This is a genomic window from Winogradskyella wichelsiae (genome assembly GCF_013403925.1).
Taxonomy (GTDB): Bacteria; Bacteroidota; Bacteroidia; order Flavobacteriales; family Flavobacteriaceae; genus Winogradskyella; species Winogradskyella wichelsiae.
Genome location: NZ_JABFDJ010000008.1, coordinates 49,966 through 68,269, shown reverse-complemented (window position 1 = coordinate 68,269; position 18,304 = coordinate 49,966). Strand labels below are relative to the sequence as shown.

The window sequence follows — 18,304 nt, the reverse complement described above, 5'->3', positions numbered from 1 at the left end:
TTTTAATTCAAAAAATAATAATTGTTTACTTTTAAAAAAAAAACATAAATGTCCATCATAGAAAAATTAAAATGGCGCTATGCTACGAAGAAATTTGATGCGTCAAGAACGCTTTCAAAATCACAATTAAACACCTTAAAAGAAGCTTTTAACCTTACAGCATTGTCTTATGGATTACAAATATTAAAACTTGTAGTTGTAGAAAATAAAGTGATTAGAGAGGAATTAGTTAAAGTAGCTTATGGTCAACGGCAAGTTGTAGATGCATCTCATTTATTAGTGCTTTGTATTCAAAATGGAATCGATGGGGATAATGTTGAAGATCATTTTAAAACCATTAAAGAGATTAGAGAAACACCAGATGCTATTCTTACACCTTTTAAAAATGAACTAAAATTAACAATAGAGAGTATGCCTGCCGATAAAAAGTTAGCATGGGCTACTAAACAAGCTTATATAGCTTTAGGAAATTTAATGACAGTCTGTGCGGTAGAAGGTATAGATAGTTGTCCTATGGAAGGATTTATCCCCACTGAATTAGATAAAAAATTAGAATTAGAGAAACATGGACTTAGTTCTGTTTTACTTCTTCCTGTTGGCTTTAGAGCAGAAGATGATATGTTTTCAAACCTCAAGAAAGTAAGACAACCTATTTTAAAAACCGTTATAGAATTATAAACGTTTTTGATGACTTCATTTCTCTAAATTGGTATCTTTGTTTCTAGTCTAAAAACAAAAAAAATATTTATATGCCAGGATTTGAATTATTCAGTGATTTAGAACGTAAAGAAGTTAATGATGTATTAGACAATGGGGTCTTAATGCGTTATGGTTTTGATGGTATGCGAAATGGCCATTGGAAAGCTAAAGAACTTGAAGGTGAGTTAAGTAATACCTTTAAATCTAATCATGTACAATTAGTATCTAGTGGAACAGCTGCTGTATCAGTAGCTTTAGCATCTGCAGGTGTAGGTGCAGGTGATGAAGTAATTATGCCAACATTTACTTTCGTAGCTAGTTTTGAAGCGATAATGATGTTAGGGGCAATTCCTGTTTTAGTTGATATAGATGATACTTTAACCTTGGATCCAAAAGCTGTTGAAGCAGCTATTACTGCAAAAACAAAAGCTGTTATGGTTGTTCAGATGTGCGGTAGTATGGGAGATATGGATGCTTTACAAGCGATATGTAATACACATAATCTGTTATTTATAGAAGATGCTTGTCAAGCTATTGGTGGTACTTATAATGGCAAACCTTTAGGAAGTATTGCTGATTTAGGCTGTTTTTCTTTCGACTTTGTAAAAACGATAACTTGTGGTGAAGGTGGAGCAGTGATAACAAATAAAAAAGAATATTATATAAATGCAGATCATTATAGCGATCATGGACATGATCATATGGGTAATGATAGAGGTGCAGAAACACATCCTTTTTTAGGTTATAACTTCAGAATCTCAGAATTGCATGCAGCTGTAGGTTTGGCGCAAGTAAGGCGTTTGCCAGAGTTTATAGCAATTCAGAAAAAGAACTATAATGTGTTACGAAATGCTATTGCTAGAGTTCCTGGTGTTACTTTTAGAAGGGTTCCTAAAGGAGGTGAAGAAAGTTATGCTTTTTTAAATTTCTTTTTACCAAATTTAGAATCAGCGCAAAAAGTTATTGCAGGATTTAAAGATGGTGGTGTCGATGCCTGCTGGAATTATTACCAAAACAATTGGCATTATATAAAAGAATGGAAACATTTAAAGGATCAAAAGTCTTTATTTCCTATTTCAAATGAAGTAAAAGGTGGTTTAGAATACCTTAAAACAAAGACTTTTGAGCAATCTGATCATTATATTGGTCGTAATATTTCTTGTTTAATTAAACTCTCTTGGTCAGAGGATGAAGTTAAACAACGTGCAGAAAAAATGGCTAAAATTATTAAAGCAAATATTTAATATTCAACATATTCTACAATCTCCAAGCCATAACCAATCATACCAACACGTTTGGTTTGGAGACTGTTAGATATTAATACAAGTTTACCGATTTTAAGATCATGTAAAATCTGTGCACCTATACCAAAGTCTTTAGTATCCATTCCTAAACTTGGAGCCTTTGTTAATTCTCCCTCAACTTGATTATCTCTTAAAATAGAAAGCCTAGTTAGTAAATTAATAGATTCTGGTTGTTGATTTATAAAAATTACAGCTCCTCGTCCTTGGTCATTGATAACTTTAAACATGTCATCTAACTTTTGGTCAGGATTATTAGTTAAAGAACCTAATATATCGCTATTTACTAATGTATTATTTACACGCGTAAGGATTGGCTCATCGGATTTCCATGTGCCTTTAGTTAACGCAATATGAACTTGGTCATTTGTAGTTTGTTGATAAGCTCTCAATCTAAATTTACCAAATCTTGTTTCGATATTAAAGTCTTCTTTCTTTTCAATTAAAGAATCGTACTCCATACGGTAAGCCACTAAATCTTCAATAGAAACAATTTTAATGTCAAATTTCTCTGCAACTTTCATCAATTGAGGAAGTCTTGCCATTGTGCCGTCTTCATTCATGATTTCTACAATCACTCCAGCAGGTTCAAAACCAGCTAATCTTGCAAAATCAATTGCAGCTTCAGTGTGTCCTGTACGCCTTAATACACCACCTTCTTTAGCAATTAAAGGAAATATATGGCCTGGTCTTCCTAATTCAAATGGTTTTGTATCTGGGTCAACTAAAGCCTTTACTGTTTTAGATCTATCAGAAGCAGATATCCCAGTTGTTACACCATTACCTCTTAAATCAACAGAAACGGTAAACGCAGTTTCCATAGGGTCTGTATTATTTCTTACCATTGTTGAAAGTTCTAAATCTTCACAACGTTTTTCAGTAAGTGGTGTACAGATTAAACCACGTCCATGAGTTGCCATAAAGTTTATCATTTCGGGTGTTACCTTCTCGGCAGCAGCTAAAAAATCACCTTCATTTTCTCTGTTTTCATCATCAACGACAATTATAACCTTGCCTTGTTTGATGTCTTCAATTGCTTCTTCAATGGTATTTAAAGTCAATTTTGTATTCACAGTTTTGGTAGTCATGATCTTGTTTTTTTAATCAATGTAAAGATACGCTTATTTTATGTTTTGAAGAGAGCTTAAGAAAAAGTCTTGAGAAATTCTACTGCGTACAATGATATATTTTATAGGATAAATAGGAAGCGTTAAAATCAATAATAAAGGATTAATTGGCTTCACTTTTAAGGCTATTTTTTTATAAAATTTAGTATAGACAATAGCATTAACACTAACATAAATTAGAAAAAAGATGAATGCTATAATACTTAAAGTTAAAGCAGATTCTCCAAATTGTAAAAGTTTATTGTTGTTGAAGACAAAATGTAATACAAATAATAGAATGGCAATACAGTAACTAATTAAAGTTGTTTTTGAATAATCCTTATAATCTTTAAGTAATGATCGAGCTTCAATAAGTGCATCTGAAATTTCTAAACCTTCTGATTTTAAACCTTCAAAAGGTATTTTCCTATCTAATAAACTACGAAGCGCAATCTCCTTAGGTTTTTTATTTAAGTCTAAATCATCTTGCTCCTTTATAATCTCAATTAGTTCTTCAATTGAATATTTTGAATAAAAATTATAAGTTTTTGTGTCACTTTCTGAAAGTTGAAGTTTTTGTTCTGTATTAAATAAACGTTTAAAAGGCAATAAAAGCATACCAAATTGAAAGACACCTTTATCATTTGTAGCGCGTGTAGTCAAATAGATACTTAAAGGTAACATTACAGCAGTAGATAGCCAAGAACCAATTATAGGGTTAAAACTTCCTTTCTCTGCACTATTTTTAGAGAAAATACCAAAGAAATGATAAGTTAAGAATAATACAATTGCAATAATCATCGGTAAGCCAAGTCCGCCTTTACGTATTAACGCTCCTAAAGGTGCACCAACGAAGAATAAAATTATACAAGCAAAGGCTAATACAAATTTATCTTGCAGTGCAATAATATGCTTGTTTAGAAAAATTTGTTTTGTGGCTAAGTTTTTTGTGTTAGAATCTAATATTTGTTGGGCACTATTGGATGAATTTACAGCTAAGTTGAGAATTTGAATTTGCTGAGCTGTATTATAATAATCTAATACCGTTAATTTAGACACGTCAGGCTCTGCGATAGAATCACTAGTGGTTGAGTCTATTGGTCTCCTAGTGTCAATATTAATATTTAGTGAAGAAAAGGTACTTCTATTAAATAGTGTAGTAGCTAAAGCTTTGTAATCGTTATTTTGTTTTTGTTCTAACGTGTCAATAACAGAGCTTAATTGATTAACATTTAACATGTTATATCTGTCGGTGTGATTTTTTTCATCAAGGTCATCAGAATTTAGAATTTCTAAATCTACATTAGTAATGTATGTTTTAAAATAACTTTTGACATGTGGCTTATTCTGGTTTTTCCTGACGTCTTTATTAATGATTTCTTCATAATAATGACCGTTTTCTAGCTCTAGTTGAAGAATACTAGAGTCTGGACTACTTTTTAATTCACCTTTCTCTGAAATAATAACTTTATAATTTCCTGACCGTGTATTGCTTTTTTCATGTATAACAACACCTTTAAGGAATTGACCTCGATCACCAGATTTTGAATCAACTTTTATATTAATGTTTCCAATTTCATTGAACTGACCTTCCGCAATTGCTAAAGCGGGTTTCATTTTGGCAATATTTCGTCTTAAATTATAAAAGTTATATTCACCCCAAGGAATCACATTGTTCGCAAAAAAGAAGCAGCCAATACCTAAGGCTACAATAAATATACTTAAACTTCGCATGGCGCGTTGCAACGAAATACCTGTAGATTTCATCGCAGCAAATTCATAGTTTTCAGCAAAATTACCGAATACCATGATTGAAGATAATAAAACCGTTAAGGGTACTACCAAAGGAATCAGCTTTGGCATGTAGTATAAGATGAATTTGGCGGTCACCATGACATCTAAATCTTTACCCGCAAGCTCAGCTATATAGAGCCAAACACCTTGTAAGATGAAGATGAACATGAATATAATAAAGACGCTAAAAAACGTCTTTAAGAATGTGATAAGTATGTACCTATCTAATATTTTCACAGCGTATAATTTAATTTAACCTTAATCTATTTTATTGATAAAGTAATTACTGTATTTACTTTTATCAAATGTAAATAAGGTTTTTGAAATTGGTTGGTCGGTTTTAAAAGAATTAACAGTTAAGGTTGTTTTAGTTCCATTTTTACCAACTTCAATTAAATTGTAAATATGTTTTGTTGTGGCATCAATTCCTAATAAAATGTGCTTTATTTCAGAATTAGTATCCATAGGACTCAATTTAATATATTGAATTTTTCTCCCTTTAACAGTTTGTAAAATATCCATTTTGTAAGTATAACCATCTTCGTAGAATGATAGCATTTTACTCGGTGTTATAGTACTGTCATCTTCAGTATTGTCTGAAGAAACGGTTACTTCTTCGTCTTCAGGACTAATAGTATATAACGTTTTACCATCAAAAACACGCGTAATACCTAAAATATTAAGTTTGTATTTATCACCTTCAAGAACGACATCTCCACGGGTTTCTTGCTTAATATTTTCACTGGTGTTATTTAATTCGTATTTAAAATCTAAACTGATGTTTTTGTAGCTTTTAATTTTAGTATTTACGTCTTTTAACATGGCTTCAGCTTTAGCATCGTTTTGAGCAAAAGCGTTAAATCCTAAAGCAATACATGCGATAATAATTAAATTCTTCATTCGTTTTTTTCTTTTAATCTTTTAAAATCTTAATTTATTATTCGTTTTCTAATAATTGATCTAGAGCAACTAAATCTGGTACTAATACTTGGCGTGCTTTACTGCCTTCAAAATTGCCAACAATACCTGCGGCTTCTAATTGGTCAATAATTCTACCAGCTCTATTATAACCTAATTTTAATTTTCGTTGTAACAAAGAAGCGGAACCTTGTTGTGCTGTAACTATAAGTTCTGCAGCATCTCTAAATAATTTATCTCTATCTGAAATATCTATATCAAGATTTATGCCACCTTCTTCGCCAACATACTCTGGCAGTAAATGAGCATCTGGATAAGCTTTTTGAGAACCGATAAATTCTGTTATTTTTTCAACTTCAGGAGTGTCTACAAACGCACATTGAATACGGATGAGTTCGTTACCTTGTGTATAAAGCATGTCTCCACGACCAATTAATTGGTCTGCACCTGAGCCATCTAAAATTGTTCGCGAATCAATTTTACTAGTTACTCTAAATGCTATACGCGCAGGAAAATTGGCTTTAATAATACCTGTAATTACATTTACAGATGGACGTTGTGTAGCTACAATTAAATGTATACCGATAGCCCGAGCTAATTGTGCCAATCTTGCAATTGGTGTTTCTACTTCTTTACCAGCTGTCATTATTAAATCTGCAAACTCATCGACGACTAAAACAATGTAAGGCAAAAATGCGTGACCATCATTAGGATTTAATTTTCTAGCTTTAAATTTAGTATTGTATTCTGCAATATTTCTACAAAATGCATTTTTAAGCATTTCGTAGCGGTTATCCATTTCAATACAAAGCGAATTTAAGGTGTTTATAACCTTAGTATTATCTGTAATAATAGCGTCTTCACTATCTGGTAACTTGGCTAAATAATGGCGTTCTATCTTATTGAAAAGTGTTAATTCTACTTTTTTAGGATCTACAAGAACAAACTTTACTTCAGCAGGATGTTTTTTGTATAATAATGAAGTTAAAACAGCATTTAAACCAACAGATTTTCCCTGGCCTGTTGCGCCAGCCATAAGTAAGTGTGGCATTTTAGCTAAATCAACCACAAAGGTTTCATTACTAATGGTTTTTCCGAAAGCAATTGGTAAATGCATTTCAGATTTTTGAAATTTCTGAGAAGCAATAACAGAACGCATCGATACTATGGTCGAATTTTTATTCGGAACCTCAATACCAATTGTTCCTTTTCCTGGGATTGGTGCAATTATACGAATACCTAATGCTGCTAGAGATAAAGCAATATCGTCTTCTAAATTTTTAATTTTTGAAATACGAATTCCTGCATCTGGTACAATTTCATAAAGTGTAACTGTAGGTCCTATTGTTGCTTTTATACTTGCAATACCAATTTTATAATTGTTTAAGGTTTCAACAATTTTATTTTTATTTTCTTCTAGTTCTTCTTGATCTATAGAAATGCCTTCGTTGTCGTACTTCTTTAATAAATCTAGAGTAGGGAATTGGTACTTTCCTAATTCTAAAGTCGGATCAAATTGACCAAAATCTTCAACTAATTTATCCGCTAGATTATCTGATTCTGATTTTTCTTCTTCAACCTCTTCAACTTCTATTTTTAGCTCAGGAACCTCAATAGCTTCTTCAATTGTTTCCTCTTTAGGCTTTTCAGTTACTTCCATTTTTAAACCTTCGGCAATAGGATCCTTTTTCGGTTCAACTTTCGGTTCTGGTTTTGAATAATTAGTTATTGTAGGCTCCGTATTCTCTTTCGGAATATCGAAAGCAGATTTTATAGATTCAGCTTCTTCAGTTAAACTATTATCTATAACTACAGAAGGTTTTTTGATTGATTCCTCTGAACTTAAGTCTTCCTTAATAGATGTTTTTGCGTTTTTAAAACTGTTTATAATTGATTCGCCTGTAACTTTAAATCTTATCGCTAAATAAGCAATAAAACCAAATAGCAATAAAAGAATAACACCTGCTTTACCAATGTAATCTTGAAGATACTCGTTCATTTCGAAACCGATAGTTCCTCCTAAAAAATCATATTTATGAGTAAAAAAACCTAATAGAATAGATAGCCAAATAACCGTTAGTGTGCCCCAAATCCAATGTTTTCTTAACCTCGATTTGTCCATGTTTATCGTAACATATATACCTGAAAGAAATAATAATCCAGAAAATATAAATGAAGGCAAACCAAAACCTTTTGTAATAAAAAATTCACTCACCCAAGCACCTAATTGACTTGCCCAATTCTTATAATCGTTAGAACGTTCAGGGAAATTTTGAAGTACACTTTGATCTTCTTTTCCTGTAAATATAAATGAGAGAAAAGAGATAAAAAGAAGAATACCAATTATAATAAGGAAACTACCAAAAATCAATTTTTGCTGATTGGTTAACGTTAACGAAGGCTTTTTAAACCTTGGTTTAGCTTTGCTCTTTGGAGGAGCTTTAGTTGTAGTTTTCTTTCTTGTTGTTTTTTTTGCCATTATAAGCCGAATTTTTTTCGGTAGCTAGTTCCTATTTCTAGGAAATTTATGATTCGTATGCTTTTGCTTTGTTTGAAATACCATTAACATAAATATTTATAATATCTACATCTTCAGCTTTTTCAAAACCTTTAAAGCCTTCTATATCTTTAAGTGTAACGTTAGAATTGTAATAATCTAGATATGGTTTGGCTAAAGGTAAATAAGACCAATGCCATTTTTCAAGATTATAACCTGTTCGTCCATTACCTTTGTGAGTATAAACTTGGTAAAAACCATAATCATTAGCATTTTCTACTAACCAATCATATATTGCTTTTCCTTTCTCAGTGCTAAAATACGAATTACTTAAATTATTTAAGTCTAAATCTGTTCCCCAATGGTGACGAGAAGAACTAGGCATAGAGCTGTATTCTAATATCATCTTTGCACGTTGTAAAGGTGCTAGGTTAGAGTATTTATTCCATTTACGTTCCCAAATAGCTTTTTGTTCATCAAAATTTCTTGTTCCAGATAGAATAATGAGACTAATATTGTCTTTTTTTGCAGCGTTCTGCATTTTAAGAAAAGCGCTATATACTTCTTTATTAAGGTATAGTGTTTTTGCTGTGTATTGATTATCAACTTTTGTAAAAGTCGTATCGGTTTTGTAATCAAACTTACCTAAAACTAGATTTTTTGTAATACTGATTTGCAGTTTCTCAATCGGTTTTGATACTGCTATTTCCGTTTTTAAAATAGTTTCAGTTTGCTTCTTTTTATCTTTTAGATTGCAACTCAATAAGGTGAGAATAATAATAAGTGTTGCAAATAATATTTTCATTTTGAAGCTCTAGGTTTTGATAAATTTGATTGAGGCAAAAATACAAATATGAAACGTTTATCCTATTCAATTTCTTATGGAAACGCATATTAAATTTGAAAAATAATACACTTATAAGAACTTAGGAATATAAATAATTCCAGCTATAATTAATGCAGAAATAGCGGCAATAAAAACAGCTCCTGCAGCGACATCTTTTATTAATCCGATTTTTTCGTGATAATCTGGGTGAATAAAATCGGCAATCGCTTCAACAGCTGTGTTTACACCTTCAATACTTAATACCAAACCAATCATAATAACTTGGGCCATCCATTCTGTTTTCGAGATTTCAAAATAGAAACCCGCAATGGTCACAGCAATAGCTATAGTGAGTTGTACTTTAATACTTGCTTCTGTTTTAAAAAGTATAATCATACCTTTAAAAGCAAAGCCAAAACTCTTAATTCTATTAATTATAAACGGTTCTTTTTTCGGCATTGAGTAATTATGCTAAACTTGCTAATGCAGTTTCGTAATTAGGCTCATCTTTAATTTCGGCAACTTGCTCGGTATGTAAAATTGTTCCGTCAGTATCTAAAACAACAATACAACGCGATAATAATGGAACTAACGGTCCTGTTTTAAAAGTTATACCATAATCTTTACCAAAATCACCTGTTTTAAAATCCGAAAGACTTTCTACATTTTCTAAACCTTCAGCCCCACAAAAACGAGCTAATGCAAATGGTAAATCTTTAGAAATACATAATACTTTAGTGTTTTCTAATTCACTTGCTTTTTCGTTAAATGTTCTAACAGATTGCGCGCAAGTACCTGTATCTATGCTAGGAAAAATGTTTAAAACAACACGACTTCCTGAGTAATCTGATAAAGATTTTGCAGACAAATCAGTTGCTGTTAATGTGAAATTTGGTGCTTTATTACCAACTTTAGGTAATTCTCCAATGGTCTCTATAGGGTTTCCTCCTAATGTTATGTTTGACATGATTTTTATTTTTAATTTTGTTAAAAATAGGAACTTTATAATTGAATTATATTAAATAAAGGATAATATTTAGAATTATTAAGCATTCTGAAACAGAGTTATGGTAAGAGTCTATAATTTGATAATTTTCAATGAAATAAAAAAAGCCCTTAATCATATTTGGTTAAGGGCTTTTTGATAATAATTAGTGATTATTATCGTAATTCAGCGCCTAGCTTACTTTCAAAATTAGATTGTAGTTTAGACATGATTTTATCAATCTGTTTATCGTTTAATGTTTTATGTTCATCTTGGAAAATAAAACTTACAGCATAACTTTTTTTGCCTTTAGGTAAGTTTTTGCCTTCATAAACATCAAATAAATTAATACTTTGTAGTAATTGTTTTTCGGTTTGCTTCGCAATGGTGTGTATGTCTAAAAACGTTACTTTGTTATCTAAAAGTAGTGCAAAATCTCGTCTTGTTGATGGGTATTTAGAAATAGGACTATACTTCACTTTATTATGTTTAGCAACCTCTATAACATTATCCCAATTAAAATCAGCAAACAACACATTCTGAGAAATACCGAAGTGTTTTAATACTGATTTTTTAACCAACCCGAAAGTTACAAGTTTAGTTTTTCCTAATGAAAGCGTCATGCCTTCACTTAATACATCTGAATCTGTTGGTGCAGATTTTAAGCGCGTAATGCCTAAGCGCTCTAAAATTACTTCAATAGTTCCTTTTAAATAAAAGAAATCACTCGGTGTTGCTGCAGTATTCCAACGTGCTTCTGTTTTATTTCCTGTTACAAATATTGATAAATGCTTGTGTTCTTCTCGTTCTTCTGAAAACTGATGGTATGTTTTACCAAATTCAAAAAGCTTTAAGTCTTCACGTTTTCTATTAATGTTATGTGCTACAGCTTCTAATCCTGAAAATAACAAGGATTGACGCATCACTTCAAGATCATTACTTAAAGGATTAAGCATTTTAATATTATGTGCCTCATCTAAATCTTCACTTAGCTCTATGTATTTAGGCGTTGTTAGTGAATTGGCCATAATTTCAAAAAAGCCCTGTGATGCTAATTGATTTCCAATAACATTTTGAAGTTTGTAATCTTCAAAACGAGATGAATTAGAAATTGAAGCATTCAATTTTGTGGTTGTAGCAATATTATTGTATCCATAAACTCTAAGGATTTCTTCAATAATATCGGCTTCACGTTGTACATCGTTTCTAAATGCCGGTACGGTTAATCCTAAGCCGGCTTCAGTAACGTTGTTTACTTTTATATCTAAAGAGGTTAAGATACTTTTTATAGTTTCTTCAGGAATACGTTCTCCAATTAATTTCTGTGCATGGTCAAAACTTAATCTTACCTCAAAGTCTTTTATTTTTTTTGGGTATGTGTCTAATATATCACTTGTAATTTCACCACCTGCAATTTCAGTAATTAATAAAGCAGCGCGTTTTAAAGCATATTCAGTAAGGTTAGGATCAATTCCTCTTTCAAATCTAAATGAAGAATCGGTATTTAAACCATGACGCTTAGCTGTTTTACGAACACTGACGGGATTAAAATATGCGCTTTCTAAGAAAATACGAGATGTATGTTCTGTTACGCCAGAATCAATGCCGCCAAAAACACCTGCAATACACATTGGTTTTCTGTCGTCACAGATCATTAAATCATCTTCGTGTAATTCACGTTCAACACCATCTAAAGTTGTAAATTTAGTTCCTGCTTCGCACGTTTTAACTTCAATTTTACTTCCTGAGATTCGATCTCCGTCAAAAGCATGTAAAGGCTGTCCTAATTCGTGTAAGACATAGTTTGTAATATCTACAACGTTATTAATAGGAGATAAGCCAATAGATTTTAAACGATGTTGCAACCAAGCAGGTGAAGCTTTAACTTTTATACCTGAAATAGTTACACCACAGTAACGTGGTGCTTTTTCGTAATCGTGAACATGAACATCGACTTTAAAAGCTCTAGCATCAACATGATAAGAACTAACAGAAGGAGTTATAAGTTCTAATGAAACTTCTTTTTGTAATAATCCGGCTTTTAAATCTCTAGCAACACCATAATGACTCATGGCATCCGCACGGTTTGGTGTTAATCCAATTTCGAAAATCTCATCACTTTCAACCTTAAAAAGATCTGCAGCAAGTGTTCCTACTTTTACATTAGGATCTAAAACCATGATGCCATCGTGAGATTCACCTAGACCTAATTCGTCTTCAGCGCAAATCATTCCATGACTTTCTTCTCCTCTAATTTTACCTTTTTTAATGGTCCAAGCTTCACCTTCGGCAGTATATAATGTAGTACCAATTGTTGCCACAGGAACTTTTTGTCCAGCAGCGACATTAGGGGCACCACAAACAATCTGTATTGGGTTTTCTCCATCGATATTAACCGTAGTTATCTTTAATCTGTCAGCGTTAGGGTGTTGTTCGCAAGTTAAAACTTCGCCGACAACAATACCTTTTAAACCGCCTTTTACAGACTCGTAGGTGTCAATACCTTCTATTTCTAATCCCAGATCAGTTAATAATTCGCCTGTTTTTTCAGCGTTCCAATCGGTCTTTATAAACTGCTTTAGCCAGTTGTATGAAATCTTCATATGTTGATTTTAATCAGGCTACAAAGATAATAATAGTTGTTGCGTTACGAAATATCCTTTCTAAAAAATTATTTAAATATGAAGATAATTTTTTAATGATGTCAGAGTTCTATTAAAAGTGCTCGTTAATTGAGTTTTATGATTTAATAATAGTGAACACTAAGTTGTATAAATAGCTTTTATTTCTGATTAATATTATTTATTGACCTTGCGAATTGTAGAGGTAGTCATTTATAAGTATTTTAGCAACGTTGCTTACTTGAAAAATAAAGGTATTCTTAATCACTCTAAAATCTTAAAATATTTATGCGATCTATCATTATCTGTTTAGTAGTTTTAACACTAGTGTCTTGTAAAGATAAAACAAAATCTAATGGTTTAGATGCAGAGTCTAAAGTAAAAAACATCTTGAAAAACGGAATGTATAGAGCTGTTTTAGAAGTGAAAGATGGTGAATTGCTACCTTTTAATTTTGAAGTTGAGTCAGCTAGATTCTTAAAAGTGTTTAATGCAGAGGAAGTTATAAATGTTGATGAGATTGAATATAGAAATGATTCTGTTGTTATAAAATTACCAGTTTTTGAAGGTTATATTAAAGCTAAGCTTGAAGGAGATATGCTTAAAGGGAATTTTATTATTGAAAGTTTAGAGCGATCAGTTACATTCTCGGCTAAATTGGGAGCTGAAAAAAGATTTGAAGTTTCAGAAAAACCATTAGAAAATGTTTCAGGTGTTTGGGAAACTGTTTTTAGTCCAGGTAAAGGAGATGATTCTTATATCGCTAAAGGTATTTTTAAGCAAGATAGGGGTGTTGTAACAGGAACTTTTAGAACAACTACTGGTGATTATCGTTTTTTAGAAGGCGTTATGGATGGAGACGAAATGAAACTTTCTGCTTTTGATGGCTCACATGCATTTTTATTCATAGCAACAGTAACAGACTCTACTTTAGAAGGAGTGTTTTATTCTGGTAATCATTGGAAAGAGTCTTTTATAGCAAAGCGAAATGAAACATATGAATTAGAAGAGGCTGATAATCTAACTTTTTTAAAAGAAGGGTATGATAGTATTGATTTTACATTTCCCAATGCATCAGGTGAGGCGATATCTTTAAGTGATGATCGTTTTAAAGATAAAGTTGTAATTGTACAGATTATGGGGAGTTGGTGTCCTAATTGTTTAGATGAAAGTAAATATTATGCCGAATTTTATAAGAATAATAAGAACGAAGGTATTGAGTTTGTAGGATTAGCATTTGAGTATGCTAAAACAAAAGAGTTTGCTTTTAATAATATAGATCGATTAATAGATAGACTAGGTATTGATTATCCAATTCTATTGGCACAATATGGGAGTTCAGATAAAAAGAAGGCACAAGAGAAATTACCGATGTTAAATCATGTACTATCTTACCCAACATCAATCTATATAGATAAGAAAGGTAAAGTAAGAAAGATTCATACAGGATTTAATGGCCCTGCAACAGGTGAAAAATATGTAGAATTTAAAGATGAATTTGAAGGGTTTGTTGCTCAATTGTTAGCCGAATAGAGTAGTCTGCTTTTAAATTATTTTGTAATGCTCCATATTTCATGAATAGGGTCTCCTTTGCTAGAATAGCCTGTGTGATGCCAGTTGCCATCAATAAACTCATAGTTAAAGTTTAAACTACGCCCTGTTTTAGAATCGTCTTTAGAGAAGAATTCAATATTTTCTGTGTATTCACCATTTAGGGTAGTGTATGTTCCGCCTCCAGTTCCCATAAATTGTTTTGTCTCCGTGTTGTAAGCAATCCATTGAAAACGCGTGCCAGACAGTATTTTCATGGTTTTTCTTGGGGTGTCAATATCCCGTGATTGGGTTTTTCCATCTTTAATCCTGCCAGACATTAGCCAAGCTCCCTGTAATTCCCCAGGGGTACCATCATCTATTTTATTGATTTTTATATTTTTGTCAATAATTTTAATTGCATTATCTGTAATATTTATTTTATAGCTAATCTCAGTTCCAACCAAGTTAGAATTTTTGGTGTCAAATTCTATAATTTCAGTTATAGTATCTTTTTCTAATGTCCATAAGCCACCTTTTGAGTAGATAAAAGCACCTGTTGTGGCATTATAAGTTGTTAGTACTTGATAATGATCTGTAAAAATTTTGACGCTTTTATGTTTTTCTCCGCTTTCAGAAATTGAAAAATTCTCCCAAGCACCAACTATATTTTGTGCATAAATGTTGACTGAAAGGCATAAAACGATTAAGAGTCCAAATATTTTTTTCATTGCTCTATATTTAAAAATATAATATACGGAATATTATTTCAACTTAGAAATTAAGATATTTTTTATTCAACTTGAATGTTAGATGTAGCCTATTCTATTTTTAATATGCGCTAACATAGATATCAAACAAGTCAAGTTGTTCGAGGTGTTAGGTTTAATTTTGTAGAGAACCAAAAAACAAAAACTATGTCATTACTCACTATAGCCTTATCAATTATATTACCACCATTGGCCGTGTTTTTAAAACACGGATTAGGAACAGAATTCTTAATTAGTATTGTACTGACAATTGTAGGATGGCTGCCAGGGGTTATTTATGCACTTTATGTAAATAGTAAATAGGAGAAATAAAAAAAGAAAAGAATGGAAAATATATTAGTAGCTGGTGCCAACGGTACCACAGGAAAACAAGTTGTTAATTTACTGAAATCTTCACAGTATTTTAATCCCATTGCAATGGTGAGGAAAAAAGAACAACAAAAACAATTTGAGGATGATGGTGTAAAAACAGTATTAGCAGATTTAACTGAGGATCTTACGGGTGCTATAAAAGGTGTTGATAAGGTTATATTTGCAGCTGGCTCTGGTGGAAAAAACGTATTGGAAGTAGACCAGGAAGGAGCAAAGCGCTTAATAGCGGTCTCAAAAATGGCTAATGTAAATCGATTTGTAATGTTAAGCTCAATGGGGGCTGATAATCCGGAAGCTTCAGAAGAATTACAAGATTATCTAAAAGCAAAGCAAAACGCTGATGAGCATCTCAAGGAGAGTGGACTTAAATATTCAATAGTAAGACCAGGGACTTTAAATAATAATGAAGGTAAAGGTCTAATAGAATTGAGTAAGAAATTTAACAAACAAGGTGAGATCAGTAGAGCTGATGTTGCTAGAACTTTGGTAAGTGTATTAAATGATGATGCACCCTATAATACTACTTTTGAAATTTTAGAGGGTGATACTATTATTGAGGAAGCGATAAGTAGTTTGTCTCATTAAAACAAAAAATAAACATCTATCGAAAAGATGAATTTAATGGAAGGGATACTTTGTAAAGTATCTCTTTTTTAGTGTTATAATCTATTTTACATAAATGCTTTATTTAGCTTATGTAATTCCAGATATTTCGGTACTTACTCATTTGTCTGTAAGTATGGAGAATCACTTGGTGTTCGGGTAAAGCTAAACTTTGGTCTTGTTTTAAAATGTTTTTAGCATAGTGTCTTGCTTCCTGAAGGATGTCGTTATCCTTTACAATATCTGCAATTCTTAGATTTAAAATACCACTTTGTTGTGTACCCATAATATCTCCAGGACCACGTAATTTTAAATCGACTTCAGCAATTTCAAAACCATCACTGGTTCGTACCATTGTTTCAAGTCTCGTTTTACTATCTTGACTAAGTTTGTGGCTGGTCATTAAAATACAATAGCTTTGTTCGGCTCCACGACCAACCCGACCACGTAACTGGTGTAGTTGTGATAAACCAAAACGCTCAGAGCTCTCAATAATCATTACGGAAGCATTTGGGACATTAACGCCAACTTCAATTACAGTGGTTGCTACCATGATTTGAGTTTCACCTTTCACAAAACGTTGCATCTCATAGTCTTTATCTGCAGGTTTCATTTTGCCATGAACAATTGAAATTTGATAATCTGGCATCGGAAACTCTCTAGAGACACTTTCGTAGCCATCCATTAAATCCTTATAATCCATATTTTCACTTTCTTGAATTAAAGGATAGACAATATAAATTTGTCTTCCTAGGGCGATTTCATCTTTCATGAATTTGAAAACTTTCAATCTATTATTGTCAAAACGATGCACTGTTTTTATAGGTTTTCTTCCTGCTGGTAATTCGTCAATAATAGATATATCTAAATCCCCGTAAACAGACATTGCTAAAGTTCTCGGAATTGGTGTTGCAGTCATCACAAGAACATTTGGGGGAAGTGTGTTTTTACGCCATAATTTACTTCGCTGTGCAACTCCAAATCGGTGTTGTTCATCAATAATTGCGAGTCCCAAATTTTTAAATTTCACCTTGTCTTCAAGTAAAGCATGTGTACCAATTAAGATCTGTAAATCGCCATTTTCTAGATTCTGATGAATAATTTTTCTTTCTGAAGTTTTAGTTGAACCTGTTAATAGTGAAATACTGATATTTAGAGGTTTGCATAGCTCACTTAATCCTTCGTAGTGTTGGGCTGACAAAATAGCAGTTGGAGCCATTAAGCAACATTGAAAATCATTGTCAAGTCCCATTAACATTGACATAAACGCAACTATGGTCTTTCCAGAACCTACATCACCTTGTAAAAGCCGATTCATTTGTGCATTAGTGCCTAAATCAAATCTAATTTCTTTTAAAACACGCTTCTGTGCATTGGTTAATTCAAAAGGTAAATGTGCTTTGTAAAAGGTGTTAAAATAAGTGCCAACTTTATCAAAAGTGAAGCCTTTTATTTTAGATTTATGAATCAGATTTTTAATAATTAATTGCAGTTGAATGTAAAATAATTCTTCAAATTTTAACCTGAATTGTGCTTTTGCTAAAAGCTCTGGAGTCTTTGGAAAATGAATATTAAAAAGGGCATCTGGTTTCGAAATAAGTTTTAGTTCTGACATTACCGAATCTGGTAAAGTTTCAATAAAACGTCCGTTAGTTTCCAAAAATAATTGTTGCATAATTTTGGTAACCACACGATTTGTTACGCCTTTGTTTGAGAGTTTTTCGGTTGATGGGTAAATGGCTTGCATGGCAGAGCGTAAATTACCTTCGTGCTCTGTTTGTAATTCAATTTCTGGGTGTGGCATGCTAAATTTTCCACTAAACCAATTGGTCTTACCGAAAAGAACATAAGTTTGCCCTATTTTAAGGTTCTCTCGGATCCATTTCTGGCTTCTAAACCAAACAAGTTCCATAGTTCCTGTATCGTCTCTAAAATCAGCAACGAGACGTTTACCTCGTTTTTGTGCCACTTCTTTAAAACCTGTGATTTTTCCTATAATCTGAACTTCGGCATTATTTCGTTGCAGTTCATTGATTTTATAATAACGTGTGCGATCAATATAACGATTAGGAAAAAGATTAATTAAATCTTGATAAGTTTGTATGCCTAATTCTGAGCGTAACAAATCCGCACGATTGGGACCAACGCCTTTAAGATAATCTATAGGGGTTTGTAAATTAACACTCATAACTGCGAATTTACTTAATTCTTGTGAAATCGTAGATTCATGAATTCATAAGTTTTGTGTTAATTTATTAATGACAACAAGAAGTATTTTTTTT

Annotated in this window: 15 protein-coding genes; 5 read left to right on the top strand and 10 right to left on the bottom strand. The window is 32.1% G+C overall.

Annotation, left to right across the window (positions count from 1 at the left end):
• Positions 1 to 48 precede the first annotated feature (48 nt).
• Both HM985_RS15290 and HM985_RS15285 read left to right on the top strand, forming a co-directional pair.
• Positions 49 to 678: an NAD(P)H-dependent oxidoreductase gene (locus HM985_RS15290; protein WP_179377088.1), complete on the top strand. Its 630-nt coding sequence runs from the start codon at positions 49 to 51 to the stop codon at positions 676 to 678.
• A 71-nt stretch (positions 679 to 749) separates the two neighbouring features.
• Positions 750 to 1,943, top strand: a complete 1,194-nt coding sequence (locus HM985_RS15285; RefSeq protein ID WP_179377087.1) for a DegT/DnrJ/EryC1/StrS family aminotransferase — start codon at positions 750 to 752, stop codon at positions 1,941 to 1,943.
• Here the strand turns inward: HM985_RS15285 and ribB are convergent.
• From ribB to pheT, 8 genes are all read right to left on the bottom strand, one after another.
• Entirely contained in the window at positions 1,940 to 3,088 is a 1,149-nt protein-coding gene (gene ribB, locus HM985_RS15280) for a 3,4-dihydroxy-2-butanone-4-phosphate synthase (protein WP_179377086.1), read from the bottom strand. The two genes, HM985_RS15285 and ribB, sit on opposite strands and share 4 nt — an antisense overlap.
• 33 nt (positions 3,089 to 3,121) lie before the next feature.
• Positions 3,122 to 5,137, bottom strand: a complete 2,016-nt coding sequence (locus HM985_RS15275; RefSeq protein ID WP_179377085.1) for an LptF/LptG family permease — start codon at positions 5,135 to 5,137, stop codon at positions 3,122 to 3,124.
• Positions 5,138 to 5,158: 21 nt separating this feature from the next.
• On the bottom strand, positions 5,159 to 5,800 hold the full coding sequence (locus HM985_RS15270) for a LolA family protein (RefSeq protein WP_179377084.1): 642 nt from the start codon (positions 5,798 to 5,800) through the stop codon (positions 5,159 to 5,161).
• A 37-nt stretch (positions 5,801 to 5,837) separates the two neighbouring features.
• Positions 5,838 to 8,297 (bottom strand): FtsK/SpoIIIE family DNA translocase, encoded by a 2,460-nt coding sequence (locus tag HM985_RS15265; protein WP_179377083.1) that lies wholly within the window; start codon positions 8,295 to 8,297, stop codon positions 5,838 to 5,840.
• Between the two features lie 46 nt (positions 8,298 to 8,343).
• A complete protein-coding gene (locus HM985_RS15260; RefSeq protein WP_179377082.1) occupies positions 8,344 to 9,120 on the bottom strand; it encodes a M15 family metallopeptidase in 777 nt (258 codons plus the stop codon).
• 111 nt (positions 9,121 to 9,231) lie between these two features.
• Entirely contained in the window at positions 9,232 to 9,600 is a 369-nt protein-coding gene (locus HM985_RS15255; protein WP_179377081.1) for a diacylglycerol kinase family protein, read from the bottom strand.
• Between the two features lie 7 nt (positions 9,601 to 9,607).
• On the bottom strand, positions 9,608 to 10,108 hold the full coding sequence (gene tpx, locus HM985_RS15250) for a thiol peroxidase (RefSeq protein ID WP_179377080.1): 501 nt from the start codon (positions 10,106 to 10,108) through the stop codon (positions 9,608 to 9,610).
• Between the two features lie 194 nt (positions 10,109 to 10,302).
• The gene (gene pheT / locus HM985_RS15245) at positions 10,303 to 12,729 is read right to left on the bottom strand and encodes a phenylalanine--tRNA ligase subunit beta (protein ID WP_179377079.1); all 2,427 of its coding nucleotides are present in this window, start codon (positions 12,727 to 12,729) and stop codon (positions 10,303 to 10,305) included.
• Positions 12,730 to 13,035: 306 nt separating this feature from the next.
• On the opposite strand from pheT, the gene HM985_RS15240 reads away from it, so the two are divergent.
• Positions 13,036 to 14,280 (top strand): peroxiredoxin family protein, encoded by a 1,245-nt coding sequence (locus HM985_RS15240; protein ID WP_179377078.1) that lies wholly within the window; start codon positions 13,036 to 13,038, stop codon positions 14,278 to 14,280.
• Positions 14,281 to 14,297: 17 nt separating this feature from the next.
• Here HM985_RS15240 and HM985_RS15235 read toward each other — a convergent pair whose 3' ends face one another.
• Positions 14,298 to 15,008, bottom strand: a complete 711-nt coding sequence (locus HM985_RS15235; RefSeq protein WP_179377077.1) for a membrane or secreted protein — start codon at positions 15,006 to 15,008, stop codon at positions 14,298 to 14,300.
• A 186-nt stretch (positions 15,009 to 15,194) separates the two neighbouring features.
• Here HM985_RS15235 and HM985_RS15230 point away from each other — a divergent pair, with 186 nt between their 5' ends.
• A complete protein-coding gene (locus tag HM985_RS15230; protein ID WP_179377076.1) occupies positions 15,195 to 15,350 on the top strand; it encodes a YqaE/Pmp3 family membrane protein in 156 nt (51 codons plus the stop codon).
• A gap of 21 nt (positions 15,351 to 15,371) precedes the next feature.
• On the top strand, positions 15,372 to 16,004 hold the full coding sequence (locus HM985_RS15225; protein WP_179377075.1) for an SDR family oxidoreductase: 633 nt from the start codon (positions 15,372 to 15,374) through the stop codon (positions 16,002 to 16,004).
• A gap of 103 nt (positions 16,005 to 16,107) precedes the next feature.
• On the opposite strand, the gene recG is transcribed toward HM985_RS15225, so the two are convergent.
• On the bottom strand, positions 16,108 to 18,210 hold the full coding sequence (recG, locus tag HM985_RS15220; RefSeq protein ID WP_179377074.1) for an ATP-dependent DNA helicase RecG: 2,103 nt from the start codon (positions 18,208 to 18,210) through the stop codon (positions 16,108 to 16,110).
• Between the last annotated feature and the right edge of the window lie 94 nt (positions 18,211 to 18,304).

What these genes read in the sequence shown, in the direction of transcription:
- HM985_RS15270 (WP_179377084.1), bottom strand. Translation starts at nt 5,800, where the DNA reads ATGAAGAATTTAATTATTATCGCATGTATTGCTTTAGGATTTAACGCT.
- HM985_RS15265 (WP_179377083.1), bottom strand. Translation starts at nt 8,297, where the DNA reads ATGGCAAAAAAAACAACAAGAAAGAAAACTACAACTAAAGCTCCTCCA.
- HM985_RS15240 (WP_179377078.1), top strand. Translation starts at nt 13,036, where the DNA reads ATGCGATCTATCATTATCTGTTTAGTAGTTTTAACACTAGTGTCTTGT.
- tpx (WP_179377080.1), bottom strand. Translation starts at nt 10,108, where the DNA reads ATGTCAAACATAACATTAGGAGGAAACCCTATAGAGACCATTGGAGAA.
- pheT (WP_179377079.1), bottom strand. Translation starts at nt 12,729, where the DNA reads ATGAAGATTTCATACAACTGGCTAAAGCAGTTTATAAAGACCGATTGG.
- HM985_RS15290 (WP_179377088.1), top strand. Translation starts at nt 49, where the DNA reads ATGTCCATCATAGAAAAATTAAAATGGCGCTATGCTACGAAGAAATTT.
- HM985_RS15285 (WP_179377087.1), top strand. Translation starts at nt 750, where the DNA reads ATGCCAGGATTTGAATTATTCAGTGATTTAGAACGTAAAGAAGTTAAT.
- HM985_RS15230 (WP_179377076.1), top strand. Translation starts at nt 15,195, where the DNA reads ATGTCATTACTCACTATAGCCTTATCAATTATATTACCACCATTGGCC.
- ribB (WP_179377086.1), bottom strand. Translation starts at nt 3,088, where the DNA reads ATGACTACCAAAACTGTGAATACAAAATTGACTTTAAATACCATTGAA.
- HM985_RS15260 (WP_179377082.1), bottom strand. Translation starts at nt 9,120, where the DNA reads ATGAAAATATTATTTGCAACACTTATTATTATTCTCACCTTATTGAGT.
- HM985_RS15235 (WP_179377077.1), bottom strand. Translation starts at nt 15,008, where the DNA reads ATGAAAAAAATATTTGGACTCTTAATCGTTTTATGCCTTTCAGTCAAC.
- HM985_RS15225 (WP_179377075.1), top strand. Translation starts at nt 15,372, where the DNA reads ATGGAAAATATATTAGTAGCTGGTGCCAACGGTACCACAGGAAAACAA.
- recG (WP_179377074.1), bottom strand. Translation starts at nt 18,210, where the DNA reads ATGAGTGTTAATTTACAAACCCCTATAGATTATCTTAAAGGCGTTGGT.
- HM985_RS15255 (WP_179377081.1), bottom strand. Translation starts at nt 9,600, where the DNA reads ATGCCGAAAAAAGAACCGTTTATAATTAATAGAATTAAGAGTTTTGGC.